Source organism: Candidatus Hydrogenedentota bacterium, from assembly GCA_016791475.1.
Lineage (GTDB): Bacteria > Hydrogenedentota > Hydrogenedentia > Hydrogenedentales > JAEUWI01 > JAEUWI01.
This window is the reverse complement of sequence record JAEUWI010000085.1, coordinates 1-22,941: the sequence shown is the minus strand read 5'-3', so window position 1 is coordinate 22,941 and position 22,941 is coordinate 1. Positions and strand designations below refer to the sequence as shown.

Annotated in this window: 34 protein-coding genes; 32 read left to right on the top strand and 2 right to left on the bottom strand. The window is 62.0% G+C overall.

Features of this window, described 5'->3' with window-relative positions; all coding sequences use genetic code 11:
- From tuf to JNK74_26655, 32 genes are all read left to right on the top strand, one after another.
- On the top strand, positions 1-171 hold a 171-nt coding region (gene tuf, locus JNK74_26810; GenBank protein ID MBL7649804.1), incomplete at its 5' end, for an elongation factor Tu.
- Between the two features lie 96 nt (positions 172-267).
- Positions 268-579, top strand: a complete 312-nt coding sequence (gene rpsJ / locus JNK74_26805; protein MBL7649803.1) for a 30S ribosomal protein S10 — start codon at positions 268-270, stop codon at positions 577-579.
- A gap of 63 nt (positions 580-642) precedes the next feature.
- Positions 643-1,278 (top strand): 50S ribosomal protein L3, encoded by a 636-nt coding sequence (gene rplC, locus JNK74_26800; protein ID MBL7649802.1) that lies wholly within the window; start codon positions 643-645, stop codon positions 1,276-1,278.
- Positions 1,279-1,280: 2 nt separating this feature from the next.
- Positions 1,281-1,907 carry a 50S ribosomal protein L4 gene (rplD, locus tag JNK74_26795; protein ID MBL7649801.1) on the top strand — a complete coding sequence of 209 codons (627 nt, stop codon included), beginning with the start codon at positions 1,281-1,283 and terminating at the stop codon, positions 1,905-1,907.
- Entirely contained in the window at positions 1,904-2,200 is a 297-nt protein-coding gene (rplW, locus tag JNK74_26790) for a 50S ribosomal protein L23 (protein MBL7649800.1), read from the top strand. Before rplD ends, rplW begins: the two co-directional genes overlap by 4 nt.
- Positions 2,201-2,213: 13 nt before the next feature.
- Positions 2,214-3,041 carry a 50S ribosomal protein L2 gene (rplB, locus tag JNK74_26785; protein MBL7649799.1) on the top strand — a complete coding sequence of 276 codons (828 nt, stop codon included), beginning with the start codon at positions 2,214-2,216 and terminating at the stop codon, positions 3,039-3,041.
- 27 nt (positions 3,042-3,068) lie between these two features.
- Positions 3,069-3,326: a 30S ribosomal protein S19 gene (gene rpsS / locus JNK74_26780; protein ID MBL7649798.1), complete on the top strand. Its 258-nt coding sequence runs from the start codon at positions 3,069-3,071 to the stop codon at positions 3,324-3,326.
- A 52-nt stretch (positions 3,327-3,378) separates the two neighbouring features.
- A complete protein-coding gene (rplV, locus tag JNK74_26775) occupies positions 3,379-3,729 on the top strand; it encodes a 50S ribosomal protein L22 (GenBank protein ID MBL7649797.1) in 351 nt (116 codons plus the stop codon).
- An 11-nt stretch (positions 3,730-3,740) separates the two neighbouring features.
- Complete coding sequence (gene rpsC, locus JNK74_26770; GenBank protein ID MBL7649796.1) at positions 3,741-4,520, top strand: 30S ribosomal protein S3; 780 nt, start codon at positions 3,741-3,743, stop codon at positions 4,518-4,520.
- Positions 4,521-4,533: 13 nt separating this feature from the next.
- The gene (gene rplP, locus JNK74_26765) at positions 4,534-4,941 is read left to right on the top strand and encodes a 50S ribosomal protein L16 (protein ID MBL7649795.1); all 408 of its coding nucleotides are present in this window, start codon (positions 4,534-4,536) and stop codon (positions 4,939-4,941) included.
- 37 nt (positions 4,942-4,978) lie between these two features.
- Positions 4,979-5,188 (top strand): 50S ribosomal protein L29, encoded by a 210-nt coding sequence (rpmC, locus tag JNK74_26760; GenBank protein MBL7649794.1) that lies wholly within the window; start codon positions 4,979-4,981, stop codon positions 5,186-5,188.
- 2 nt (positions 5,189-5,190) lie between these two features.
- Positions 5,191-5,472 (top strand): 30S ribosomal protein S17, encoded by a 282-nt coding sequence (gene rpsQ, locus JNK74_26755; protein ID MBL7649793.1) that lies wholly within the window; start codon positions 5,191-5,193, stop codon positions 5,470-5,472.
- A 66-nt stretch (positions 5,473-5,538) separates the two neighbouring features.
- A complete protein-coding gene (gene rplN / locus JNK74_26750; protein MBL7649792.1) occupies positions 5,539-5,907 on the top strand; it encodes a 50S ribosomal protein L14 in 369 nt (122 codons plus the stop codon).
- 10 nt (positions 5,908-5,917) lie between these two features.
- Positions 5,918-6,232: a 50S ribosomal protein L24 gene (locus JNK74_26745; GenBank protein ID MBL7649791.1), complete on the top strand. Its 315-nt coding sequence runs from the start codon at positions 5,918-5,920 to the stop codon at positions 6,230-6,232.
- Between the two features lie 46 nt (positions 6,233-6,278).
- A complete protein-coding gene (gene rplE, locus JNK74_26740) occupies positions 6,279-6,824 on the top strand; it encodes a 50S ribosomal protein L5 (GenBank protein MBL7649790.1) in 546 nt (181 codons plus the stop codon).
- 23 nt (positions 6,825-6,847) lie between these two features.
- Positions 6,848-7,033 carry a type Z 30S ribosomal protein S14 gene (locus JNK74_26735; GenBank protein ID MBL7649789.1) on the top strand — a complete coding sequence of 62 codons (186 nt, stop codon included), beginning with the start codon at positions 6,848-6,850 and terminating at the stop codon, positions 7,031-7,033.
- A gap of 48 nt (positions 7,034-7,081) precedes the next feature.
- Positions 7,082-7,480 (top strand): 30S ribosomal protein S8, encoded by a 399-nt coding sequence (rpsH, locus tag JNK74_26730; protein ID MBL7649788.1) that lies wholly within the window; start codon positions 7,082-7,084, stop codon positions 7,478-7,480.
- A 75-nt stretch (positions 7,481-7,555) separates the two neighbouring features.
- Positions 7,556-8,095 (top strand): 50S ribosomal protein L6, encoded by a 540-nt coding sequence (gene rplF, locus JNK74_26725; protein MBL7649787.1) that lies wholly within the window; start codon positions 7,556-7,558, stop codon positions 8,093-8,095.
- A 72-nt stretch (positions 8,096-8,167) separates the two neighbouring features.
- Complete coding sequence (rplR, locus tag JNK74_26720) at positions 8,168-8,524, top strand: 50S ribosomal protein L18 (protein ID MBL7649786.1); 357 nt, start codon at positions 8,168-8,170, stop codon at positions 8,522-8,524.
- Positions 8,525-8,603: 79 nt separating this feature from the next.
- Entirely contained in the window at positions 8,604-9,068 is a 465-nt protein-coding gene (gene rpsE / locus JNK74_26715; GenBank protein MBL7649785.1) for a 30S ribosomal protein S5, read from the top strand.
- Between the two features lie 54 nt (positions 9,069-9,122).
- Positions 9,123-9,611, top strand: coding sequence for a 50S ribosomal protein L15 (gene rplO / locus JNK74_26710; GenBank protein MBL7649784.1), 489 nt, complete (start codon positions 9,123-9,125; stop codon positions 9,609-9,611).
- Between the two features lie 11 nt (positions 9,612-9,622).
- Positions 9,623-10,954: a preprotein translocase subunit SecY gene (gene secY, locus JNK74_26705; GenBank protein MBL7649783.1), complete on the top strand. Its 1,332-nt coding sequence runs from the start codon at positions 9,623-9,625 to the stop codon at positions 10,952-10,954.
- A 156-nt stretch (positions 10,955-11,110) separates the two neighbouring features.
- Complete coding sequence (map, locus tag JNK74_26700; GenBank protein MBL7649782.1) at positions 11,111-11,890, top strand: type I methionyl aminopeptidase; 780 nt, start codon at positions 11,111-11,113, stop codon at positions 11,888-11,890.
- Between the two features lie 46 nt (positions 11,891-11,936).
- Positions 11,937-12,050 (top strand): 50S ribosomal protein L36, encoded by a 114-nt coding sequence (gene rpmJ / locus JNK74_26695; GenBank protein MBL7649781.1) that lies wholly within the window; start codon positions 11,937-11,939, stop codon positions 12,048-12,050.
- A gap of 50 nt (positions 12,051-12,100) precedes the next feature.
- Positions 12,101-12,466, top strand: coding sequence for a 30S ribosomal protein S13 (gene rpsM / locus JNK74_26690; GenBank protein ID MBL7649780.1), 366 nt, complete (start codon positions 12,101-12,103; stop codon positions 12,464-12,466).
- Positions 12,467-12,509: 43 nt separating this feature from the next.
- Entirely contained in the window at positions 12,510-12,908 is a 399-nt protein-coding gene (rpsK, locus tag JNK74_26685) for a 30S ribosomal protein S11 (protein ID MBL7649779.1), read from the top strand.
- A gap of 97 nt (positions 12,909-13,005) precedes the next feature.
- Complete coding sequence (locus JNK74_26680; GenBank protein MBL7649778.1) at positions 13,006-14,028, top strand: DNA-directed RNA polymerase subunit alpha; 1,023 nt, start codon at positions 13,006-13,008, stop codon at positions 14,026-14,028.
- Between the two features lie 2 nt (positions 14,029-14,030).
- Complete coding sequence (rplQ, locus tag JNK74_26675) at positions 14,031-14,405, top strand: 50S ribosomal protein L17 (protein ID MBL7649777.1); 375 nt, start codon at positions 14,031-14,033, stop codon at positions 14,403-14,405.
- A 221-nt stretch (positions 14,406-14,626) separates the two neighbouring features.
- Entirely contained in the window at positions 14,627-15,391 is a 765-nt protein-coding gene (locus JNK74_26670; protein ID MBL7649776.1) for a sugar phosphate isomerase/epimerase, read from the top strand.
- A gap of 72 nt (positions 15,392-15,463) precedes the next feature.
- The gene (locus JNK74_26665; protein MBL7649775.1) at positions 15,464-16,441 is read left to right on the top strand and encodes a hypothetical protein; all 978 of its coding nucleotides are present in this window, start codon (positions 15,464-15,466) and stop codon (positions 16,439-16,441) included.
- A 77-nt stretch (positions 16,442-16,518) separates the two neighbouring features.
- Positions 16,519-17,466 carry an HD domain-containing protein gene (locus JNK74_26660; protein MBL7649774.1) on the top strand — a complete coding sequence of 316 codons (948 nt, stop codon included), beginning with the start codon at positions 16,519-16,521 and terminating at the stop codon, positions 17,464-17,466.
- Positions 17,467-17,492: 26 nt separating this feature from the next.
- Complete coding sequence (locus JNK74_26655) at positions 17,493-19,064, top strand: glycosyltransferase (protein ID MBL7649773.1); 1,572 nt, start codon at positions 17,493-17,495, stop codon at positions 19,062-19,064.
- Here JNK74_26655 and JNK74_26650 read toward each other — a convergent pair.
- Both JNK74_26650 and JNK74_26645 read right to left on the bottom strand, forming a co-directional pair.
- Positions 19,018-20,574, bottom strand: a complete 1,557-nt coding sequence (locus JNK74_26650) for a carboxypeptidase regulatory-like domain-containing protein (protein ID MBL7649772.1) — start codon at positions 20,572-20,574, stop codon at positions 19,018-19,020. The genes JNK74_26655 and JNK74_26650 overlap by 47 nt on opposite strands.
- Positions 20,575-20,657: 83 nt before the next feature.
- Complete coding sequence (locus JNK74_26645; protein ID MBL7649771.1) at positions 20,658-22,751, bottom strand: PKD domain-containing protein; 2,094 nt, start codon at positions 22,749-22,751, stop codon at positions 20,658-20,660.
- Between the last annotated feature and the right edge of the window lie 190 nt (positions 22,752-22,941).

Below are 22,941 nucleotides of genomic sequence, written 5' to 3'. Positions count from 1 at the left end.
ACCGGCAAGCTGGACCTTCCCGAAGGCGTGGAAATGGTCATGCCCGGCGACAACGTGACGATCAAGGCCGAACTTATCGCGCCCATCGCCATGACCGAAGAGCTCCGCTTCGCTATCCGCGAAGGCGGCCGCACCGTTGGTGCGGGTGTCGTTACCAAGATCATTAAGTAATTGAAGTAGATTCGCTCCCCGCCTCCCGTGAGGCGGGGCAGCTTTCGAGATTGAACCTGAGGCATCAGCGCCTGGGCGTTAGCTTGGAGACAGTCAATGGCTGCCAGCCACAAGATTAGAATTAAATTACGGGCCTACGACCACCGGTTGTTGGACCAGTCCGCGCAGGAAATTGTCGCGGCGGCCCAGCGCACGGGTGCGGACGTGAACGGACCGATCCCGCTGCCGACCGACATGACCAAGTATACGGTGCTGCGCGGCCCCCACATTGACAAGAAATCCCGTGAACAGTTCGAAAGCCGGACCCACAAGCGCCTTATGGATATCGTAAACCCCACGGCCTCCACCGTGGACGCGCTGATGAAACTGGTGTTGCCGGCTGGCGTGGACGTGGAAATCAAGCAATAGCTTCCAACGAACGAATGCGTGCCTACGCATTGAATCGTAGGGCGGTGTAAGGATTACCAAAGCATGGTAAATGGACTGTTAGGGCGAAAGCTGGGCATGACCCGGGTATTCACCGAAGACGGGCGCTGGGTTAGCGTTACGCTCGTTGAGGCGGGCCCGTGTACCGTTATCCAGAAGAAGACCCAGGACTCCGACGGCTACGACGCTGTCCAGGTTGGCTATGGCGAAGTTAAGGAATCGCGGCTGAACAAGCCGGTGACCGGTCACTTTGCGAAAGCGGGCCAGGCACCGAAGCGCATCCTCAAAGAGTTCCGCGTGGCGGCCGATTCGGCCCTGAACGTCGGCGACGAAATCCGCAATGATATTTTCAAGGCGGGCGACCGGGTCGACATCTGCGGCACGAGCAAGGGTAAAGGCTTTGCCGGCGTAATCAAGCGCCACGGCATGGCCGGCGGCCCCGGCGGCCACGGCTCCCACTTCCACCGGGCACCCGGCTCCATCGGCCAGAGTGCGGACCCCTCGAAGGTCTACAAGGGCAAGCGCCTTCCCGGCCGTATGGGTAACGTGCAGCGCACGACCCAGAACGTCGAGATTGTGGATGTCGACGCGGAAAAGAACTTGATCCTGCTTCGCGGGCCGGTACCCGGCGCCAATGGGGGCCTGGTGGTCGTGAAGCTCAGCACGAAAGGAGCCAAATAATCATGGCGTCCTTGAAGATTGTCAACATTCGCGGTGAAGAGCAGGGCCATGTTGAGGCCAGCGACACCGTGTTCAACGCCGAGGCCAACGAGACCCTCGTCCATGACGTGGTCGTGGCGCTCCAGGCGAATCGCCGCCAGGGCACGCACAAGACGAAGACCCGCAAGGATGTCAGCGGCGGCGGGGCCAAGCCTTTCCGCCAGAAGGGCACCGGCCGGGCGCGTCAGGGCAGCAGCCGCGAACCCCAGATGCGGGGCGGCGGCACGGTTCACGGTCCCGTACCGCGGAACTACCGCCACGACGTGTCCAAGCAGGTCCGCCGCCAGGCGCTCTGCTGCGCGCTCAGCGCGCGCGCCCGCAACGAGCGGCTCAGCGTGCTGAAGGGCATGAACTTCGAAGGCATCAAGACCAAGCCGGTTGCCGAGATGCTCGACCAGGTATCGCGCGAGGGCCGCAAGACCCTCCTGGTTACCGCTGACTACGATCACGCGTTTCTGCTTTCGGCGCGCAACATCGCCCGGATGACCGTCCGCACGGCGGCCGAAGTGAACACGCTCGACGTGCTCGCCGCCGTCCGCGTGGTGGTGCAGGAAGAGGCGCTGGCCAAACTTGAGGAGCGCCTCGCATGAGCAGCCTTTCCCCCTATCAGATTGTGAAGCGGCCCATCATCACCGAAGAGTCGCAGATCCAGACGTCCAAGGGTCCGAACTACACGTTCGCCGTGGCGCCCGGAGCGAACAAGCACCAGATCCGCGAGGCCATCGAGGCCATTTTCCCGGACATCAAGGTGGTTCGCGTGAATACGATGAACTACAGCGGCAAGATCAAGCGCCAGCTCGGCGCCCGCAAGACGGGCCGCAAGTCCGACTGGAAAAAAGCCATCGTCACCCTGCGTGACGGCGACAGCATCGAAATGATCTAACGGAGTTATTGGAATGCCAGTAAAGCGATTCAGACCCTATACGCCATCGCGGCGCGAGATGACCGTCGCCGATTTCTCCGTCGTAACCAAGACCACGCCGGAAAAGAGCCTGACGGAGCCGAACCACAAGTCCGGCGGCCGCAACAACCTGGGCCGCGTGACCATGCGCCGGCGCGGCGGCGGGCACAAGCGCCTCTACCGCGTTATCGACTATCGCCGCAACAAGGACGGCATCCCCGCCCGCGTGGCCTCGATCGAGTACGATCCCAACCGCACGGCCTATATCGCCCTGCTGGTCTACGCGGACGGCGAGAAGCGGTACATCATCGCGCCCGAAGGCCTCCAGGTCGGGAAGACGCTGAACAGCGGCGAGAAGACCGACTTCGAAGTCGGCAACTGCATGACGCTGAACAACATGCCCCTGGGTACCAACGTGCACAACGTGGAGTTGACCCCCGGCAAGGGTGGACAGATTGCCCGCTCCGCCGGCAACGGCTGCCAGCTTCTGGCGAAGGAAGGCCGCTACGTGGTGTTGCGCCTCCCCTCGGGCGAGATGCGCCGCGTGTTGAGCAACTGCCGGGCCGTGGTTGGCGAGGTGAGCAACGAAGAGCACACCAACATCAACCTGGGCAAGGCGGGCCGCAAGCGCTGGCTGGGTCGCCGTCCCAAGGTTCGCGGCGTGGCCATGAACCCGGTGGATCACCCCCACGGCGGCGGCGAAGGCCGCACCTCGGGTGGTCGCCACCCGGTGAGCCCCTGGGGCACGCCGGCCAAGGGCTACAAGACCCGCTCCAAGAAACACCGTTCGAACAAGTACATCATCAGGCGCCGCAACGCCTGATTCAGGCTGGCCTAAAGGAGATTTATTGTGTCGCGTTCAGTCAAGAAAGGCTTCTTCGCCGACGAGCACCTGCTCAAGAAAGTTGACACCCAGCAGCGCTCCGGCGACCGCAAGGTCATCAAGACGTGGTCCCGGCGTTCGACGGTCATCCCCGACATGGTGGGCCTGACGATAGCGATTCACAACGGCAAGAGCCACCTTCCGGTGTTCATCACCGAGAACATGGTGGGCCACAAGCTGGGCGAATTTGCGCCGACACGGACTTTCCGCGGCCACAAGAAATAAGGCTTAGAACGAACTGGTTCCGCCCCCGGTGAAGGGACGCAGGAGATATACAATGGCAGAAGCAACAGCCAAACTTTCGAATTTACAGATGTCCGCGCGCAAAGTGCGCCTGGTGGCGGATCTCATGCGCGGCCGCAAGGTGGCCGACGTGCGGGACGTGCTCCAGTACACGCTGAAGGATCCGGCCAAGCCGCTGTTGAAACTGCTTGAATCCGCCGTCGCCAACGCGGACTACGCGGCCCAGGAAGCCCACGCGAGCGTGGACACGGACCAGATGATCATCAAACGTATTGTGGTAAATGAAGGCCGGACGCTGTATCGGTTTCAGCCCGCGCCGCGCGGCCGCGCCGCCCGCACTCGCACGCGCAGCAGCCACGTTGAAATCCAGATCTCGGATAAGTAGAGGAGCACACTGTGGGTCAAAAGGTACATCCAAACGGGTTCCGCCTCGGCGTGATCCAGAATTGGTCTTCGCTGTGGTACGCGCAGAACAAGAACTATGCCGACCTCCTTCACGAGGACCTGAAACTGCGCGACTACGTCAAGAAGCGGCTGTACCATACCGGTGTCGCCAAGATTGACCTGGAGCGCGCCGGCCGTAAAACCAAGATCCATATCTACACGGCCCGTCCCGGCCTGGTCATCGGCCAGCGCGGGGCGGAGGTGGACAAGCTCCGCTACGAGCTGGAACAGCTCACCGGCCACGAGATGATGATCAACATTCACGAAGTTCTGAGCCCCGAGCTCTGCGCCACCTTGGTGGCCGAGAGCATCGCGCAGCAGCTCGAACGCCGCATGTCCTTCCGCCGCGTCATGAAGAAGGCCGTGCAGAACACCATGCGCCTCGGCGCCAAGGGTATCCGCCTTCGAGTGGCCGGCCGCTTGAACGGCGCGGAAATTGCCCGCTCCGAGAACACGGCCGAAGGCAGCGTTCCCTTGCACACCCTGCGGGCGAACATCGACTACGGCGTGGCCACGGCCCACACGACCTACGGCTGCATTGGCGTCAAGTGCTGGATATACCAGGGCGACATGCTCCCCGGCGAGCGCGTGACAACGGTTGGCGGCGAACGTCCCGCGGGCCAGGCCGCTCCCGCGCAGGCACAGCGCCGCCCGAGCGGTGAGCGCCAGGGTGGTGAACGCCAGGGTGGCGGCGGCGGGCGCGGACCGCGCAAACGCAGCGAACAAGAGTAGGAGCGCATAAATCATGTTGATGCCCAAGAGAGTAAAACACCGCAAGCAACAGCGCGGCCGCCGCACCGGCGCCGCCAAGGGCGGTACGAATCTTGATTTCGGCGAATACGGCCTGAAGGCCCTGCAGGACGGCTGGATTACGGCCCGTCAGCTCGAGGCGGCCCGTATCGCCATCACGCGCCACATCAAGCGCGGCGGCAAGGTGTTCATCCGCGTGTTTCCGGACAAGCCGATTACGAAGAAGCCCGCCGAAGTGCGAATGGGTAAAGGTAAGGGCGCTCCGGAAGCCTGGGTGGCGGTGATCAAGCCCGGCCGTATCATGTTTGAAGTTGAAGGCGTATCCGAGGAGCTCGCCCGCGAGGCCATCAGCCGCGCCGGTTACAAGCTTCCCATCAAAACGAAATTTGTAAAGCGCGCCTAAGCGCGGCCCGGCCCCCCGGTACGCAAGGAGACGAAGAGTGAAAGCGATCGAGCTCAGAGACAAAGACAACGCTACGTTGTTGAAATACATCAAAGAACGCGAACACGACGTAAGCAGCTTCCGCATGCAGGTCGCGACCGGCGTTGTGGAAAACGTCCGGGCCGCCCGCGCTGCCCGCCGCGACATCGCCCGGATCAAGACCATCCTCAGACAGCGCGAGATTGCCGAAGCGAAAGGTAAGAACTGAACATGAGCGTAGAGCCCAACGCGACTGAAGATACACGCGGCCGCCGCAAAGAGCGGGTTGGTTTCGTCACCAGCACCAAGATGGACAAGACCATCACCGTGTCGGTGGAGGGGGTGAAGTACCATCCCCTGTACAAGAAGGCGATGAAGTCCACGAAGAAGTACAAGGCCCACGACGAAGAGAACACCTGCAACGTCGGCGACCTGGTCCGGATCAAGGAAACCCGTCCGCTGAGCAAAACCAAGTGCTGGCGGCTGGTTGAAGTGGTCAAGCGCGCCGATTAAGCCCGTCCGCCGGTCCCGCAGGATCCCGTCAACGCAACGTTCGTACCACGAATAAGGTTTGAGAGCATGATTCAAATATATTCGCGATTAAAGGTCGCCGACAATTCAGGAGCCCGATTGATTCGGGTGATTCAGGTCATGGGCGGTTCCAAGCGCCGCTACGCCGGATTGGGCGACATCGTCACCGCCAGCGTGCGCGAAGCCCTGCCGAATTCGAATGTTAAAAAGGGCGACGTTGTGAAGGCGGTTGTCGTTCGCATCCGTAGAGACACGCAGCGCCCCGACGGCACGACGATCCGCTTCGACAGCAACTCGGCCGTCCTGATCAACAACAACAAGGAGCCGCGCGGCACCCGAATTTTCGGGCCCGTGCCCCGGGAACTGCGCGACAAGGGCTTCATGCGCATTCTCTCTCTGGCGCCGGAAGTGGTATAGGAATCGAACCATGAATATTCGCAAGAACGATACTGTGCTCGTCATCCGCGGCAAGAACGCCGGACAGCGGGGACGCGTCCTCGAGGTTCAGCGCAAGAAGGATCGCGTGCTGGTCGAGGGGCTCAACATGATGAAGCGCCACACGAAGGCCGGCAGCCGCACGCAGGCGGGCGGCATTGTGGAGCGCGAAGCGCCCATCCACATCTCGAACGTCGTGCCCTGGTGCGACGCGGTCAACGGCCCCTCGAAGATCGTGATGAAGACGCTGGAAAACGGCACCCGTGTGCGGGCGTGGAAAATCAACGGCGAAACATTGGACGACTAATCTCCGGCGCCCCGCGCGGAAACAAGAATTCGAGGAGTGGCATACGATGCCGTCAGCACTCAAGATTAAGTATCAAGACACCATTCGCGTTCAGCTCCAGGAGGAGCTCAAGATCACGAACGTGATGAAGGTCCCCCAGATCGAGAAGGTGGTGGTCAACATGGGCGTGGGCGACGCGATCGCCGATGCGCGCCTTCTGGACGCCGCGGTGGAGGACCTGGCCCAGATCACGGGCCAGCACCCCAGCGTGCGCGTGGCGCGGAAGTCCATCTCGAATTTCAAGCTGCGCGAAGGCGCGAAGATCGCCTGCATGGTCACCCTGCGCGGCGACCGCATGTACGAGTTCATGGATCGCCTGTTCAACATCGCCATGCCGCGCATCCGCGACTTCCGCGGGGTGTCGCCCAAGGCCTTCGACAAGTTCGGCAACTACACGCTGGGCTTGCGCGAACAGACGATCTTCCCGGAGGTGGATCAGGACAAGTCCGATCGCGCCCGGGGCATGAACGTGACCTTCGTGGTTAAGAATACAGATTCGGCCGATGAGAGCCGTGAACTTTTGCGTAAACTGGGCATGCCCTTCGCCAACTAGCGGCGCCGTTTCAGGAGATTACCGTGGCTAAGAAATCGATGATTGAGAAGTGCAAGCGCCCGCCGAAGTTCCAGGTGCGGGCGTACAGCCGGTGCCGCGCCTGCGGCCGGCCGAAGGCCTTTATCCGCAAGTACCAGATCTGCCGCATCTGTTTCCGGACGCTGGCGCTTGAAGGCAAGCTGCCCGGCGTGACGAAGTCGAGTTGGTAAGGAACCGCCGCGCGGGACGCGCGGGGACGAATAAGGATTGAATGACCCATGTCAATGAGTGATCCCATCGCCGATCTGCTGACCCGCGTTCGCAACGCGGCCCAGGCGCGGCAAGCAACGGTCGACGTGCCGTCCTCGAAGCTCAAGGCGGAGATCTGCCGGGTGCTGAAGGAAGAGGGCTACATCAGCGAGTACACCATCGTCGCAGAGCCCCTTCCCGGTTCCATCCGCATCCACCTGAAGTACGCCCGGGACCGCCGGAGCGTCGTCCAGGGCCTCAAGCGGGTGAGCAAGCCGAGCTTGCGCGTCTATGTCGGCAGCCAGGAAATCAAGCCGGTCTGCAGCGGCCTGGGCATCTCGATCCTCAGCACTTCCGAAGGCGTGATGACGGGCAAGAAGGCGCGGAACGCGAAAGTCGGCGGCGAAGTCATTTGCGAAGTGTGGTAATCGCGGGCCGTACGCCCCGGTTGGTGCAAGAAAAAATTCCCGGCCCGCAGGGGCCGCATGTGAAAGGATAAGGTCGTGTCGCGAGTAGGTAACCTTCCCGTGCCCGTACCCGAAGGGGTCAAGTGCGAGCTGAAAAACAGCACGCTGACCGTTACGGGCCCCAAGGGCAAGCTGGAGCAGACATTTCAGCCGTCTATCGGTATTGAGATAGCGGATGGCGAGATCGTCATCAGCCGCAGTTCCGATGATCGCCAGGTGCGCGCCTTCCAGGGCCTGACCCGCGCGCTGATTAACAATATGGTGCTGGGGGTCTCCCAGGGCTACGAGCGTACGCTCCAGATCGAAGGCGTGGGTTACCGCGCTTCGCTGCAGGGCCAGAACCTGCACCTGCTGCTCGGGTACAGCCATCCGATTCACGTGACGCCGCCCCAGGGCATCAGCTTCGCGGTCGAGGGCACGCAGATCATCAAGATCGCGGGCATCGACAAGCAGCAGGTGGGCCAGGTCGCCGCCGATGTGCGCGCTTTCCGCAAGCCGGAGCCGTACAAAGGCAAGGGCATCCGCTACCAGGGTGAGCAAGTCCGCCGCAAAGTTGGTAAATCCGGCTCCAAGTAAACAGATTCAACGGCTTTTCCGCAGGGCGACCGGGTTGGGTGAACCCGCCGGGACCTGCACGAAAGGGATACCATGGCCAGTAAGACGAATTACAACAAGGTGTTGTTGGAACGGCGCAAGCGCCGGGTGCGCAAGCGCATCAGCGGCACCACGGAACAGCCCCGCCTTCGCGTGAGCCGTTCGACGAAGCACATTTACGCGCAGATCATCGACGACACGACCGGCCTCACCATCGCCGCGGCGTCCTCGCTGGCGCTTAAAATCAATGGCGGCAACATCGACGCCGCCAAGGCGGTGGGCAAGTCCCTGGCGGAGAAGGCCAAGGAAAAGAATGTTGGCAAAGTATGTTTTGACCGAGGCGGACTTCTCTATCATGGCCGTGTAAAGGCCCTCGCCGAAGCAGCGCGTGAAACGGGTCTTCAATTCTAGGAGCATTCTCTTGAGCACAGAGCGTGGCAACAAACGAGAAAAGCGCAGTCGCGATAATCAGGAAAAAGAGAGCGAATTCATCGAGCACGTGGTGAAGATCTACCGCGTTGCGAAGGTGGTTAAAGGCGGCCGTCGCTTCAGCTTCAGCGCCATCGTGGTGGTGGGCGACGGCAATGGCCGCGTCGGTGCCGCGATGGGCAAGGCCACGGAAGTGCCCAATGCCATTCGCAAGGCGATCGACCGCGCCCGCAAGGACATGGTCCGGGTGCCGATTGTCAACACGACCGTGCCCCATCAGGTGCTCGGCCAGTCCGACTCGGCGGCGGTGCTGATGAAGCCCGCCTCTCTGGGTACGGGCATCGTGGCCGGCGGCGCCGTGCGCGCCGTTGTGGAAGCCGCGGGCTACCAGAACATTCTCACCAAGTCCCTTGGTTCGAACAACGCCACCAACGTGGTGTGGGCGGCCATTGAAGGCTTGAAGTCCCTCAAGACCGCCGAGCAGATTGCCGCCATGCGCGGGCTCGAGGTCGCGGACATCCTGTAATAAACCGGGCCGGCGCCACCTTGCGCGCCTTGCACTGAAGAAAGAATCGATCCCATGGAATTACATGATCTGAAGAGCACCCCGGGCGCCCGTAAGAATCGGAAGCGCATCGGTCGCGGCCCGGGCTCCGGCCAGGGCAAGACCGCCGGCAAGGGCCACAAGGGCGCGAAGGCGCGTACCGGTTACTCCCGTACGCTGGGCTTCGAGGGCGGCCAGACCCCGCTTCACCGCCGCCTGCCGAAGCGCGGCTTCAACCATGAAAGCCGATCGCCTTTCGCGATTATCAATCTGGACACCATCGAAGCCGCGTACGAATCCGGCGCGGAGATCACCACGGAAGGCCTCGTGAAGGCCGGCCTGGCCAAGTCGGCCAAGGGCGGCGTGAAGGTGCTGGGCCGCGGCGAAGTGACCAAGAAGCTGAATCTGAAGGTTCAGGCCATTTCTCCGGCCGCGCAGGAGAAGATCGTTGCCGCCGGCGGCACCGTCGAGCTCATTGATACCGTCGCTCCCGTGGCCGCTGACGCCCAGGCGCAGGCCGAGTAAGGAGTAGCAGGGTGTCCGAGCCTATCGAAGCTTTCAAGAATGCCTTTAGAATTCCCGAGCTGAAGCAGCGCATCATTTTTTCGCTGGTCATGCTCGCGGTTTACCGTCTTGGCTGCCACATCCCCGCCCCCGGCGTGGACGGCGGCGCTTTGGCGGAGAAGATCGGTGGCGGAGGCAGCATCCTGGGCTTCTACGATATGTTCACGGGACAGGCCTTCTCCAACGCCACCGTGTTCGCGCTGGGCATCATGCCGTACATCACGGCTTCGATTATCCTGTCCCTGTTGATCCCGGTGATCCCCTCCCTCGAAGCGCTCCAGAAAAGCGGTCAGGAAGGTCAGAAAAAGATCACCGAATACACGCGCTATGGCACCATTGTGCTTTGCCTCGTTCAGAGTGTGGCCATCGGCTTCTTTCTCCAGGGGCAGGGCGCGGAAATCGTACCCAATCCGGGCATCGGCTTCCTGTTCATGTGCGTGATCACCTTCACCACGGGCACCGCCTTCATCATGTGGCTCGGCGAGCAGATCAGCGAGCACGGCATCGGAAACGGCATCTCGCTCATCATCTTCGCGAGCATCATTTCCTCCATGCCCGCCGCCATCGTCAACCTGTTCCGCATGATTGGCAACGGCCAGATCAACATCTTCGTGGCCATCGTGCTCGTCTTCCTGATGGTCGTCGTGGTCATGGGCGCGATTCTGGTCACCACCGGCCAGCGCCGCATCCCCGTCCAGTATCCGCGCCAGGTCAAGGGCCGTCGCGTGATGGGCGGCCAGCGCTCCTACCTGCCGCTGCGCGTCAACCAGGCCGGCGTTATTCCGATTATCTTCTCGAGTTCCCTGCTCATGCTTCCCGGCATGATCGGCCAGGGCATCTCGAATGTGACCATCGCCAGCATCATCAACAACATCGCCAGCCCGAATTATCTGATCCACAATGTGCTTTACGCCGTGCTGATTATCTTCTTCTCCTTCTTCTACACCGCCATCACCTTTAACCCGGTGGAACTTGCGGACAACATGAAGAAGTACGGCGGCGTGATCGTGGGGGTGCGTCCCGGCAAAGCCACGGCGGACTATCTTAACCGGGTCATGACGCGAATCACTCTGGTGGGTTCGCTGTTCCTGACGGCGGTCGCACTGCTGCCCTCCATTGTGTACGTGGTGCTGAATGTTCCGGACTGGACCATCGTGCAGTTCTTCGGCGGCACCAGCCTCCTGATTCTGGTCGGTGTGGCGCTGGATACGATCAAGCAGATCGAGCAGCACCTTACCATGCGCCACTATGACGGCTTCTCGGGCAAGGGCGGCGGTCGTATCCGCTCCCGCCGGGGTGGCTGATAGGGGCCCACGGGCTCCGGGTATTTGAAAGTTAAATCCGAGCGAGACTTTTGTTAGTCCGTTAGTATACAATACCTGCCGTTTGACCGAAAGGGATATCGGGAGGAGTTCCACCACCAACAAGGGACGCGGCCCGGTGGGCTGTGTTATGTAGCGATGATTTCGGTCCGTAGTGAACGGGAAATTGACCTCCTCCGCGAGGCCAACCAGATAGTGGCGCGGGTGCACGACTCCCTGCGCGCGCTGGTAAAGCCCGGTGTCACGACGGCCGAGTTGGACGTCGCGGCCGAGGAGATAATCCTGGAGGCGGGTGCGAAGCCGGCCTTCAAGGGCTACCACGGCTACCCGGCGTCCACGTGCATTTCGGTGGACGAAGTCATCGTCCACGGGATTCCCGGCGACCGCGTCATCCGCGAGGGTGAGGTGGTCAGCATCGACGTCGGTGTGATGTACAAAGGTTATTTCGGCGACGCCGCCGTGACCTGGCCCTGCGGCGAGGTGGACGAGAATCGGCGGAAGTTATTGGAGACTACGGATCAGGCGCTGGCGCAGGCTATCAAAGCCGCTGCCGCCGGCAACTATCTGCGCGACATCGGGCGCGCCGTGGAAGCGGTGTGCAACCCGATGAACTATGGTATTGTCCGGGATTTCGTGGGCCATGGCATCGGTACGTCGATGCACGAGGAGCCCCAGATTCCGAATTTTGACACGGGCCAAAAGGGTCCCCGGTTGAAGGCGGGCATGGTGCTCGCGATAGAGCCCATGGTGAACCTGGGCACCGAGAAGGTCAAGGTATTGAAAGACGGCTGGACCGCGGTGACCGCGGATGGCAAGCCGAGTGCGCATTTCGAGCATAGCATCGTGGTGCGGGAAGGTGGCGGCGAGATATTGTCGGATTCCAAGATAAACATCTGGGGACAACAGAAGGCGTCGTAGTCAGGCGGCCGTAGCACTTCGTGTGCGCGCCCCAAGGAGAATGAAGATGAAAGTGCGCAGTTCAGTAAAAAAGATTTGCGAGAAATGCAAGATCATCCGGCGTCACGGCCGGGTCCGGGTCATCTGTGAGAACCCGAAGCATAAACAGCGCCAGGGCTAATCTGGCGCGGCCCCCCCAGCCGTACAGCGTTAATTAGGAGATATACAGAGATGGCTCGAATTGTAGGCATAGACCTTCCCCGTGAGAAGCGGGTAGAGGCCGGGTTGCAGTCGATTTATGGTATCGGCTTGACGCGTGCCCGCCAGCTTCTTGAGAAGACCGGCATCAGCCCGGACACGCGCGTCCGCGATCTGACCGACGAGGAAGTGAACCTGCTTTCGTCGACGATCCAGGCGACCGTCAAGGTGGAAGGCGACCTCCGCCGCGAGATTTCCGCCAATATCAAGCGCCTCATGGAAATCAACTGCTACCGCGGCCAGCGCCACAAGAAGGGCCTGCCCGTTCGCGGCCAGCGGACGAGCACCAACGCCCGTACCCGCAAGGGCCCGCGCAAAATGGCCGTTAAGAAGAAATAATACGACTGCCAGTCAACCTTGATGCCAAAGGAGGCACCGTCACGTGGCGAAAGAAAAACGTAAGTCCAAGAACAAGAAGCGCCGTATCACGCTGAGCGCTACTTCGGGCGTCGCACATATCCAGGCGACTTTCAACAATACCATTGTGTCCATCACCGACCCGCAGGGCAACGTCATTGCCTGGTCGAGCGCCGGGCAGGTGGGCTTTTCCGGTTCCCGCAAGAGCACGGCCTTCGCCGCTCAGTTGAGCGCCGAACAGGCGAGCCAGAAGGCGCTGGAACTGGGCCTCAAGGAAGTGCGCGTCTATGTGAACGGCCCCGGCGCCGGTCGCGAGTCCGCCATCCGCGCCATCCAGGCGGCCGGGCTGGCCGTCTCCCTGATCAAAGACGTGACCCGCGTTCCCCACAACGGGTGCCGTCCTCCGAAGCGGCGCCGCGTCTAATCCGGCGCGTAGTCTGCTTTGGGTATTGACCGTGGCACCTTGGCGTTGGCGTATGCCGGGGCTGTTTACAAGCGTGAGTCCTGAAAGGCGTGGATAGATGATAGCAAAAGAATTTACGATTCCCAGATACGTAAAGATCGACGATGATACGAGCGGAAAGTACTCACGCATAACAGTGGAACCTTTCGAGCGCGGGTACGGCACCACCGTGGGGAATTCCCTGCGCCGCGTCCTGCTCGCTTCGCTGCAGGGTACGGCCGTGACCGCGATCCGTATCGAAGGCATCAGCAACGAGTTCTCCGCCATTCCCGGATGCCGGGAAGACGTGACCGAGGCCGTGTTGAACCTGAAGAAGTGCGATATCCTGCTGGACCGCGAGGAGCCGCTGATCTTTACGTTCAGCTACAGCGGCGAAGGCGAGATTACCGTCGGCGAGATCTTCAAGGATCAGCCCCTGATTAAAGTGTTTAACCCCGAACACGTAATTCTGACTTCCACCTCCAAGTCCACCAAGCTGGAGATGGAGATTAAAGTCGCCCGCGGTCGCGGCTATTTGACCGCCGAGCACTTCGAGCTGGAACACGCCCCGATCGACACGATTTACCTGGACGCGAATTTTTCGCCGGTGAAGAAGGTCAATTTCCAGGTGGAAGACGCCCGCGTAGGCCAGACCACCGACTATGATCGCCTGCTGCTGGACATCTGGACCAATGGATCCATTACCCCCGAAGGCGCACTGGAAGAGGCGGCGACGCTCCTGATCAACCACCTGCGCATCTTCGTGAAGCAGGAACAGGAAGGCGACGAGCACGGCGGCGGCGACAGCCCGGAAGATCCCGAGCTGGTGCGCACCCTCTCCCGCACGGTGGATGAGCTGGAGTTGAGCGTGCGCGCCGCGAACTGCCTCAAGGCCGCGAACATCCGCACCATCGGCGATCTGGTTGCCCGTGAAGAGAGCGAGATGCTCCAGTTCCACAACTTCGGCAAGAAGTCACTCGATGAAATTAAGGCCCTTCTCGACTCGATGGGCATGTCCCTTGGAATGAATGTCGGATCCGCCGCTGCCGCCGTAAGCATACCGGCGCCGGTCTCCGAAACCGATACTGATGAGGATGAATAATCATGCGCCATCGTAAAGCAGGCCGGCGCCTCGGTCGGGACATGTCCCACCGCAAGGCCACGTTGAAGAGCCTGGCTGTTGCACTTTTCCACCACAACGCGATCGAGACCGGCCACCTTAAGGCCAAGGAGCTCCGGATCTTCGCCGAGCCGATCATCACCCTCGCCAAGGTGGACACGGTGGCCAATCGCCGCCGCGCTTTCGCCAAGCTGCGCGACAATGAGGCCGTGTCGAAGCTCTTCAACACGATCGGCCCGGCCTTCGCCGAGCGTCCCGGTGGTTACACCCGGATCCTCCGCCTGGGCAACCGCGTCGGTGATGCGGCCCCCATGGCCCGCATCGAGCTCGTCGGACTTGGCGAGTACAGCGACGACTGATTCGCCCTCGGGTGACCCCAATGACCCCTCGGGAGCAGCGCGATGTTGCGCTGCTCCCTTTTTGTGTTCGGCGCCGCCCCGGCGGTGTCGGGGCCACCACCGGGCGCCGGGCCGGTTGCGGAGCCCGTTTGTATCTTGCCGAACCCTCGTATAGAATACGACGTGAACCGGCCCCTTCCGGGAGCGGTACACCCGTTCCCGAATTCTGGAGAGCCTGACCCATGGCCAAGCTGCCCTTTGCCCTGCAACTCTACTCCGTCCGCGGCCCCCTGGAGACGGATTTAAACGCCACACTCCAGCGCGTCAAGGCCATCGGCTACGATCACGTGGAAACGGCGGGACTGCACGGCCATTCGGCGGCACAGTTTGCGGCATCGCTCGCCGACGCGGGGCTGCACGCGATCTCGGCCCACGTGGCCTATGAGCGCTGCGCGGCGGATGTGGACGAGGTAATTGGCGAGTGCCGGACGCTGGGCGTTCAGTGGGCGGTGATTCCGTGGCTCAGCCCGGAAGAGAATCGCACCGCGGAAGACTGGCGGGCCCGCGCGGCGGCGATGGCGTTTTTTGGCGCGCGTTTTCGCGCGGCGGGGATTTCCCTGTGCTACCACAACCACACCCATGAATTCGAAACCGAGGAAGGGAAGACCTTCTTCGATCTGATTTTTGAAACGGCCGCACCGGAAAGCCTGCTGGTCCAGCTCGATGTCGGCTGGGCGCACTATGCGGGCGTCGATCCCGTGGCCCTCCTCAAGGTCCACGCGGGCCGGGTTCCCCTGATTCACGTCAAGGATGTGAAGATGCGGGTGGCGGGAGAGGCCCCGGTTCCAACGGAACTGGGAAACGGGGCGACGCGATTCGCGCCTGTCTTCAAGGTTGCGGGCGATACCGGAGTACAGTGGTTGATCGTGGAACAAGATGAGTCCATGCGGGATCCATTGGAGAGCGCCCGACTGAACGCGGCCTACATGCGCGTTCATGTTTATTGAGTCGGGCGCCCGGCGATGTCCGATCGGCCCTTCGAGCGGTAGATTAGTCCAATACGGTAGAAATGCAGGCAAATGAGTAGTGGGTTAAGATTTAGGAATGTCTCCCCGGCGTGGCCGGTGTTCTCCTGGAGCGCCCACGCCCGGCTGTGGATTCTTGCCGTGCTGCTCGCGGGTTGCTCTCCGAAGGTGGGCGTTCAGGGTCTGGTATACAACATTCAGGGAGAGCCCCTTCCGGGGGTTTCGGTCCGCGTCGAGCAACTCGGGGCTTTCGGCGTCAGCAACGGCAACGGTATATTCGGGAAGCGCCCCAACACCCTCTCCGTTCCACCGGGCACGTGGGAGCTGGCCTATTTTAAGACCGGCTTCACGACGGTCCGCCAGAACATCACCACCGGCGACGGCAGGACCCTGGAGGCGCCGCCCGTGCAACTGTGGCCCCTGCCCTCGGCCAAGGGCGTATACGCCATGGAGGGTCTCCGCTACGATTCCTTCACCCGCGTGTCGCCCGAGCGCTACCTTCGTGAAAACAAGACCCCCGTTTTTGGTACCAGGCTCGCGCCCGAGTTGAAGCTCACCGCGGCGCCCTCCATGATCATCAGCCACCGCATGGCCACCTACGACTGGCAGTTGAGCCGCCTCGAAGAGGTGACGGTGCTGCGGGAAGGCTTCGAAGCGCCAGCTGCCGATGAGAAGCCCAAAGAGGGCGCGGAAAGCCGCACCGAAACCATCTGGGCCGCTTCGGTCCGGCTCCCCGTTCAAGTGGTCGCCATCGACGAGCCGGAGCAGCAGCTCTGGCGGATCAGCCCCTCCGTAGAGTTGGGACCGGGGCGCTATGCCGTTCACTGGGGCGCTCTGGATGGCGACCCCGGAACAGAGCCCTCGGCCTATTTGCTGCAGATTGTCGATCCCAACGCGCCCCCGGAGCCCGCGGAAGGGGATGAGTCGCAGTCCGGTCCGGCGGAAGAAGAGACCCCCGAAGAAGAAATGGAAGTCACAGAAGAGGCGCTCGAGACTGAGTTGCCCGCGGCGGAAAGCGCCACAACCGAGTAACACCGATCGCCCGTCGTTCACGGGGCAGGCGGAGCCGCGGCGGCCGGCCGCCACCGTGACGCGCCATGGAGAACCCAATGAAGAATCAATATGTAAATGCCCTTCAGGAGGGCGATGTCGTAAACGACATCTTCATCGCCACCCGAAACGACCTGCGCGCCAAGCAGGATGGCGGCAAATTCCTGGGCATGGTATTCAAGGATCGAACCGGCGAAATCGGGGGCATCCTGTGGAACAATGCCGCGGACGTATCGCGCCAGTTCAAAGTGGGGGACGTGGTCAATGTCAAAGGCAAAGTAAATTCCTACCAGGGCCGTCTCCAGCTTCAGGTGGAGCGCGTGCTGCCCCTGCGCGACGGCGAGTACGATGTGGCCGACCTCGTCTACACGCCCGACGACACCCAGAACGATCTTGCCGCCCTGCGCGGTATCCTGGATTCCCTCCGGAACCCGTGGATTCAGCAACTGCTTCAGAGCTTCTGGGCGGACGCGGACTTTATCGCCCGATTCACCGCCGCCGCCGCCGCCAAGAAGTGGCACCATGAATACCGGGGCGGCCTGGTGCGCCACACCTATGAGATGTGTCGCATCGCCGAAACCATGTGCGAGCTCTATGCCGATGTCGACCGCGATGTGCTACTGGCCGGGATATTCCTGCATGACCTGGGCAAGCTGGACGAGATGACCCACGATCTGTGCGTGGAATACACCACGCCGGGCCGCCTGATCGGCCACGTGCAGATGGGCGCCGACATGGCCAATGCCCGGATCAATGGGATCGAAGGATTCCCCGAGAATCTGCGCCTTCAGATCATTCACTGCATTCTTTCTCATCATGGCGAGCTCCAGTATGGCTCGCCCGTCGTTCCGAAAACCCTCGAAGCGATCATCCTCCACCACATCGACAATCTGGACGCCCAGGCCGCGGCCTACTCCCGAATCGCCCACGAGTCGCGCGACAAGAACCAGGCCTGGTCGGAGTACATGCCCCTGATTGACCGCATGATCTGGACCAAGGAAGGATAGGAGCGGCGCAACGCCGCACACCCGCCATGAAACTACGCGTCTGCATTCTGGCCCGGGAAAGTCTTCTCAGTTGGCCCTGCTACTTCCTGAACGCTTTTCGGGAACAGTGCGACGTGATCAGTATCGGCGCGGCGGCTAAACGGGAGAACCACGATTTTCCCGACTGGGAGGCGGTGGAGAAATACATCGTCCGGAACGATATCATCAGCGACGATCTGGACGCGGTGAACCTGCTGGAACTGCTTCCCGAAGGATGGAATCCCGACCTGGTGGTTGTAATTCAATCGGGCGCGGGGATTGTCACCGGGATCACCGAACTGGGTTGCCCCACGGCCTATCTTTCCATCGACACGTGGCACGATCCCCGGGAGTTCGTTCACGCTCACCAGTATGACTTTGTTTTTGTCGCCCAGAAGGGCATGGTGAAGTACATGCGCCGGGCCGGGTGCTGCCGCGCTTTCTGGCTGCCCCTGGGCTGCGATCCGCGCTTCCACTACGCGGCCAAAGGCGAGGCGAAGTTCGATATCGGATTCGTGGGCAGCACCCACTTCATGGTCAACCGCCAGCGCGTCGCCCGGCTCAAGGTGCTCGAAGAGCACTTCAACCTGGGCTTCACCTTTGGCCTGGGTTGCGAAGAGATGGCCGAGGCCTACAGCCAGACCCGCCTTATTTTCAACGCGAGTATCGCCAAAGACGTCAACATGCGCGTCTTCGAAGCGCTGGCCACCGGGAAACCCCTGATCACGAACCGCGAGGCGGAGGCCAATGGGCTCTTCGAGCTCTTCGAAGAGGGCAGGCACCTCATCACCTATACGGACGATGACCTGGTGGCGCAGGTGCAACGCTGCCTCGACAACCCCGAGTGGGCCGCGGAAATCGGCGCGGAGGGTCGCCGGGAGGTGCTGGAGAAGCACACCTATTCCCACCGCGTAAGCGAAATGCTGGCGCTCCTCCGGGAGTACATGCCCGACCTCGGGACACGCCCCGTCGCTCGCTTTAAGCCGGGCAAGCGCGTGGCCGAATTCGTGCCCTTTGGCACGCGCCGCCTCCTGGACGTGGGTATGGGCCTGGACACCAGCCGCGTCGCCCTGCGGCGTCGGGGCGTGGAGCACGTCGCCGCCGTGGCCCTGACATCGGAACTGCTCGAACAACGGGGGAAATCCTACGATGCGGCGGGCCTGCTCGCGGAAGGCATCGCTGCGCCTGAACCGCCCTACGACGCGGTGCTCTGGTCGCGGCCGCTTTCTCACGGCATCGCGCTGGACGAGGTGCTGAAACGATCGGCGTCGCTGCTGGTGGAGGGCGGGCGCGTGCTGATCACCTTCGAAGACGGCGAACTACGGGAGCTCGCGGGCGAACTGAGCTTCGGCGGGCTGTTTCGCTGGCTCTTTCCCCTGGGCTACAAGTTGCTCGTGTGGCGCCGCAGTTCGGACGATTCCGACTATCACCTCATCACGGCCTGCCAGTTTACCTGTCCCACGGACGATGTGATTGCGCAACTCTATGTGGAGTTTCCGGTCAACGGCGTCAGTACAGACCCAGGGATTCGGATCAAGGACGTCCCAGAAGCCGATTCACCAGACGCTGAACATCCGTAGACGAAACCCCGCCGCCGTCGACATCTGCACGCGCGTCGGGCGCGATGCCGAGGAGGGCGTTGATTGCGGCCTGCAGATCCACCGCGTCGATGCTTCCATCGCCGTTCACGTCGCCCTGCGACAGCGCCACGTCCAGGCGCGTGGCCTCGCCTTCGCCCACCAGCGCGGGGCCGGCCGCGTAGGGGATATAGCCCGGAGCCTCAACCGTGATCGCGTAACTTCCCGCCTTTAGCAGGCGGTGGTAATCCCCGACCTCGGGATCCGTGAACACCGGCTGGGGATTGTCGTCCACGCGCACGGTCGCCGGCAGGGGCGCGCCGGTCACGCTATCCGTCACCACGCCGCGAAGTCCCCGGCGCACCCAGGCCAGATAGGTCGTCATGGAATCCCGGTTGTCCTCCCAGAATGAAAGCAGCGTGCGGGCGGCGGGCGTCTTCAGACTCGATATCTCCATCGTGATGTCGATCGCGCCCGTAAAGCGGTAATGCCAGTCCTGCATCCCTCCGGTCACGCTGTACCAGGCGGATCCATTGCTGATGCCGCCGGGGAAGGATACGCTGGAGAGCAGGGCCGGGTTGGTTGCCGCGTAGTCGGCGGAGATATCGCGCATGAGCGCGTCGTCCGGCGTGGGCGCGTCGCTGCCGCTGGGCACGCCGGGAATGAAGTCATAGGGGTAATTGATCACCAGCGCGCCTCCGTGGAAGTTCGCCAGGAGGGAGAGGCTCCGCTCAGCGCTCCAGTTCATCACGTGGGCCACTTCCGGCTGGCGCCCGGCGGTCGACATGGCCTCGGTGAGCAGGGTGCCGCTGAACTGGTTGGGATACTCGGGGAAGACGCGATTCAAATCCTCATCATTCGCGTTCCAGCGGATGCCCATTTCATAACCGTCGGGATTCATCAGGGGAACGAGCCAGATCTCCGTATCGTCGATCCAGGCCGTGATGGTTTCGTCGGCGCCATAGCCGTCGAGCAGCATCTCCAGGAAATTCAGGCAGAGCACCGTGCCCACCTTTTCATCGCCGTGCATGGTCGAAATATACGCGAATTCCGGTTCGTCCTCTTCCACGCCGGGCTGATCGGATATCTGGATGGCCCACAGTTCCCGCCCCTGCACCGACTGCCCGAGGGAGATCAGCCGCGAGATTCCGGGGTGCGCTTCCACAGCCGCGGCCAGGGTCTCGCCCAGTTCCACATAGCTCGGATAGCCGTCCAGTTGTTTGTCGGCATCGGGCTGTATGGCGAGTATGCGGTGGGGGATTCCCGCATTGAGGAAATCCCGCCAGTGGCTGTGGTGCACATAGGCGCGCACGTCGCCCCCGTCGAAATGATCGATCACGCCACCCGCATCCTCCGTGCGGAGTATCGTGCCATAATCGGCCCCCGGCAGCGTCACGATATAGGTGGTGTGGTCCGCGGGCGGCGCGGCCCCGACGCGGTCCACCGGCCAGAGCAACGCCACGGCGACCGCCGCGGCCCGCAGGAAGCTTTCAGGGTTGAGAAGGGCTCTCAAGTCAGCATACATCACAGGAACAGGTCTCTCGGTTCATCCACCAGGTCACCATTTGCGCGCCAACGACGATCTCAATCGTGAGCCTATTGTACCCCATCCACCACCACGTGGAAGGTGTAGTTCGCCGACTCGCCCGACTTCGTGGTGAGCGCCAGGGAGACGGCGTGCCGGCCCGGTTCCGTGTAGGTGTGTTCGACCCGCGCGTCTTTCGATTTCGTGCCGTCGCCGAAGTCCCACTGCACTTTTTTCAGCAGTTCCTGTGTGTTGTAGGGCGCGGAAGCACCCACGGGGAAGCGCTCGGAAAGCGTGACCGGCAGGCGGCCGGCCGGACTGAGGATGAGATCATGCACGTTGAAGGTGCGGGCCTCTCCGGATTTGACGCTGATATCGCGGCCCACATCGCGAAAGCCGATGGGCGCAACCCCGGCAAGGATATTGCCCATGGCGGATATCGTCACTTCGTACTTTGCCGGGTCGCAATAGGCGAGCACCACGGCCTCCGCCTCGGCCAGGTGGGGCAGGTTGCTCGGATAGCCCAGCAACACCACAACCACCCTGGCGCCTTTCTCCTGCAGGGCGCGCACCAGCCGCACCTGCCCTTCCGGGCGGTCCGTGTCGGTGAAGATGCACACCACCGTGCGGATACCCCGGATGTGGCTGGTGATCCGCTCGATCTCGAAATCACCAATCTCGCCGATGTGCCGCGCGGTCGTGATGAGCTGCTGGGATATGGGCTTGAAATGTTCTTCCAGGCCTTTGGTCAATATTTCCACGCCCACCGTGCCCGTCACCCCCACCGGCATGGAGGCGTTCTTGCTCAGCGGCAGGATGCCGCCCCGGTTCTGGACGACAGTGATCGCCTGGTTTTCAATCGCCTGAACCCGTTTGGCCAGTTGCTTCTGCTTGTCCAGTCCCGCCGATTTTCGTTCGCTGCCCGCCACCTGTGAGAGCAGGGTGGCGAACTTGTACTCCAACACCCGCTTCAGCGCTTCGTCAATCCGGGATTCCTCCAGGCGCTTCTCCGCAACCGCCAGCACAATATTGTCCACCGCGCGCATTTCCGTGTTGCCCGCGCCGTTCCAGTAGATCATGTCCGCGCCGTTCTTCAGCGCGCGAATGGCCGCCTCCGCCGGATCGAGGATCCCCGCCACGTCCTGGGAATCCATGGGGCCCGCCAGGATGATGCCCTCGTAGCCCAGTTCCTTGCGGAGCAATCCGCTCAGTACCGCCTCGGAAACGCAGGCCGGCGGGCTCGCGGGGTCGAGCGTGGGCACCAGGGTGTTGCCCACGTGAATCAGCGGGGCCTTGGCCTCGATCGCTCGGATGTACGGAACGAGGTCTTTCTCTTTGAGCAGCGTAGAGGGCGTCAGCAATACTGCCGACGATTTCTTTTGACGGTTCGTGCCGCCGCCGGGAAAGCCCAGCGGAACCGTCACGATACCGTACTCGTCGAAGACTTTCCGGAAGATCGTGTAGGTATTGCCGATAAATTCCACATCGCTGCCCAGGCTGTACACCGTGCCCTCGGCCGAGGAAAGCGTCGGCGCCAACTCCAGCGAAGGCCCCAGATGCAGATTGAACCCCATTGCGGAAAGATGGTCCGCCATAAGCTCCGCCAGCGCCGTCGTCGTCGACGGGTCGTTCGCCGCCGCCAGGGAAAGGGGAGAAGGGAGCTGGATGAACTCGCTTAATTCATCCCGCTCCACGCGGGTCAGGCGATAGAGATTGGTGCCGACCCAGAGGGGCACACCGGAGATCTGCTGCACGCCGCGCAATTTGGCCACATACACCGCCGCGAAAGCCGGTTTCAGGACCTTCGGAATGATCGCCGCGCCGGGTGTGTAGGCCTTCAGGTAGGCCAGGTCCGGAGGATTGGGCGTGTGGGAGCCCGACATGGTCACCACCATCAGTTGGGCCACTTTTTGCTGCAGGGTCATGTTGGCCAGGGCAAAGCCCAGGGGATCCGCCTGCTGCGCGATTTCCGGCACCGCCGGTGCGGCCTCCAGTTCGGGCACGCTGTCCACGATGCCGGGCGCCGCCTCCGTCGCGGGCGTTTCCGCAGCCGGCGCCGGGTTGGACTCCAGTATTCCGGGGGCCGCGGCGCGCTTTCCCTTCTGGGCCTGGGCCGTACAGGCCACAGCCGCACTCAACAGCACCGCAAGTAGAAATCGAATCATGCTGACCATCCTTCTTGGTTCACTGCCGCGATTCTAACAGAATGCGGAGGGAGACAGTAGCCAACGGGCGCCTTTCGATCCGTAATTCACTATGCTCAATTCACCATTCTAGACCTGAGCTATCCCCAGTTTGGTGCAGCCTGTGCGGTGGCCAGTATTTTGAGTGCATCCACGGCGTCCGATATTTTCT

Bases quoted from the DNA above. Each gene is read 5' to 3' on its own strand.
- rpsH (MBL7649788.1), top strand. From the start codon at position 7,082: ATGTCAATGAGTGATCCCATCGCCGATCTGCTGACCCGCGTTCGCAAC.
- rplC (MBL7649802.1), top strand. From the start codon at position 643: ATGGTAAATGGACTGTTAGGGCGAAAGCTGGGCATGACCCGGGTATTC.
- rplR (MBL7649786.1), top strand. From the start codon at position 8,168: ATGGCCAGTAAGACGAATTACAACAAGGTGTTGTTGGAACGGCGCAAG.
- rplE (MBL7649790.1), top strand. From the start codon at position 6,279: ATGCCGTCAGCACTCAAGATTAAGTATCAAGACACCATTCGCGTTCAG.
- rpsM (MBL7649780.1), top strand. From the start codon at position 12,101: ATGGCTCGAATTGTAGGCATAGACCTTCCCCGTGAGAAGCGGGTAGAG.
- rplV (MBL7649797.1), top strand. From the start codon at position 3,379: ATGGCAGAAGCAACAGCCAAACTTTCGAATTTACAGATGTCCGCGCGC.
- JNK74_26645 (MBL7649771.1), bottom strand. From the start codon at position 22,751: ATGATTCGATTTCTACTTGCGGTGCTGTTGAGTGCGGCTGTGGCCTGT.
- rplB (MBL7649799.1), top strand. From the start codon at position 2,214: ATGCCAGTAAAGCGATTCAGACCCTATACGCCATCGCGGCGCGAGATG.
- rplN (MBL7649792.1), top strand. From the start codon at position 5,539: ATGATTCAAATATATTCGCGATTAAAGGTCGCCGACAATTCAGGAGCC.
- rplP (MBL7649795.1), top strand. From the start codon at position 4,534: ATGTTGATGCCCAAGAGAGTAAAACACCGCAAGCAACAGCGCGGCCGC.
- rplO (MBL7649784.1), top strand. From the start codon at position 9,123: ATGGAATTACATGATCTGAAGAGCACCCCGGGCGCCCGTAAGAATCGG.
- rplW (MBL7649800.1), top strand. From the start codon at position 1,904: ATGAGCAGCCTTTCCCCCTATCAGATTGTGAAGCGGCCCATCATCACC.
- rpmJ (MBL7649781.1), top strand. From the start codon at position 11,937: ATGAAAGTGCGCAGTTCAGTAAAAAAGATTTGCGAGAAATGCAAGATC.
- rpsJ (MBL7649803.1), top strand. From the start codon at position 268: ATGGCTGCCAGCCACAAGATTAGAATTAAATTACGGGCCTACGACCAC.
- JNK74_26665 (MBL7649775.1), top strand. From the start codon at position 15,464: ATGAGTAGTGGGTTAAGATTTAGGAATGTCTCCCCGGCGTGGCCGGTG.
- rplD (MBL7649801.1), top strand. From the start codon at position 1,281: ATGGCGTCCTTGAAGATTGTCAACATTCGCGGTGAAGAGCAGGGCCAT.
- rpsQ (MBL7649793.1), top strand. From the start codon at position 5,191: ATGAGCGTAGAGCCCAACGCGACTGAAGATACACGCGGCCGCCGCAAA.
- map (MBL7649782.1), top strand. From the start codon at position 11,111: ATGATTTCGGTCCGTAGTGAACGGGAAATTGACCTCCTCCGCGAGGCC.
- rplQ (MBL7649777.1), top strand. From the start codon at position 14,031: ATGCGCCATCGTAAAGCAGGCCGGCGCCTCGGTCGGGACATGTCCCAC.
- JNK74_26670 (MBL7649776.1), top strand. From the start codon at position 14,627: ATGGCCAAGCTGCCCTTTGCCCTGCAACTCTACTCCGTCCGCGGCCCC.
- JNK74_26680 (MBL7649778.1), top strand. From the start codon at position 13,006: ATGATAGCAAAAGAATTTACGATTCCCAGATACGTAAAGATCGACGAT.
- JNK74_26655 (MBL7649773.1), top strand. From the start codon at position 17,493: ATGAAACTACGCGTCTGCATTCTGGCCCGGGAAAGTCTTCTCAGTTGG.
- JNK74_26660 (MBL7649774.1), top strand. From the start codon at position 16,519: ATGAAGAATCAATATGTAAATGCCCTTCAGGAGGGCGATGTCGTAAAC.
- JNK74_26745 (MBL7649791.1), top strand. From the start codon at position 5,918: ATGAATATTCGCAAGAACGATACTGTGCTCGTCATCCGCGGCAAGAAC.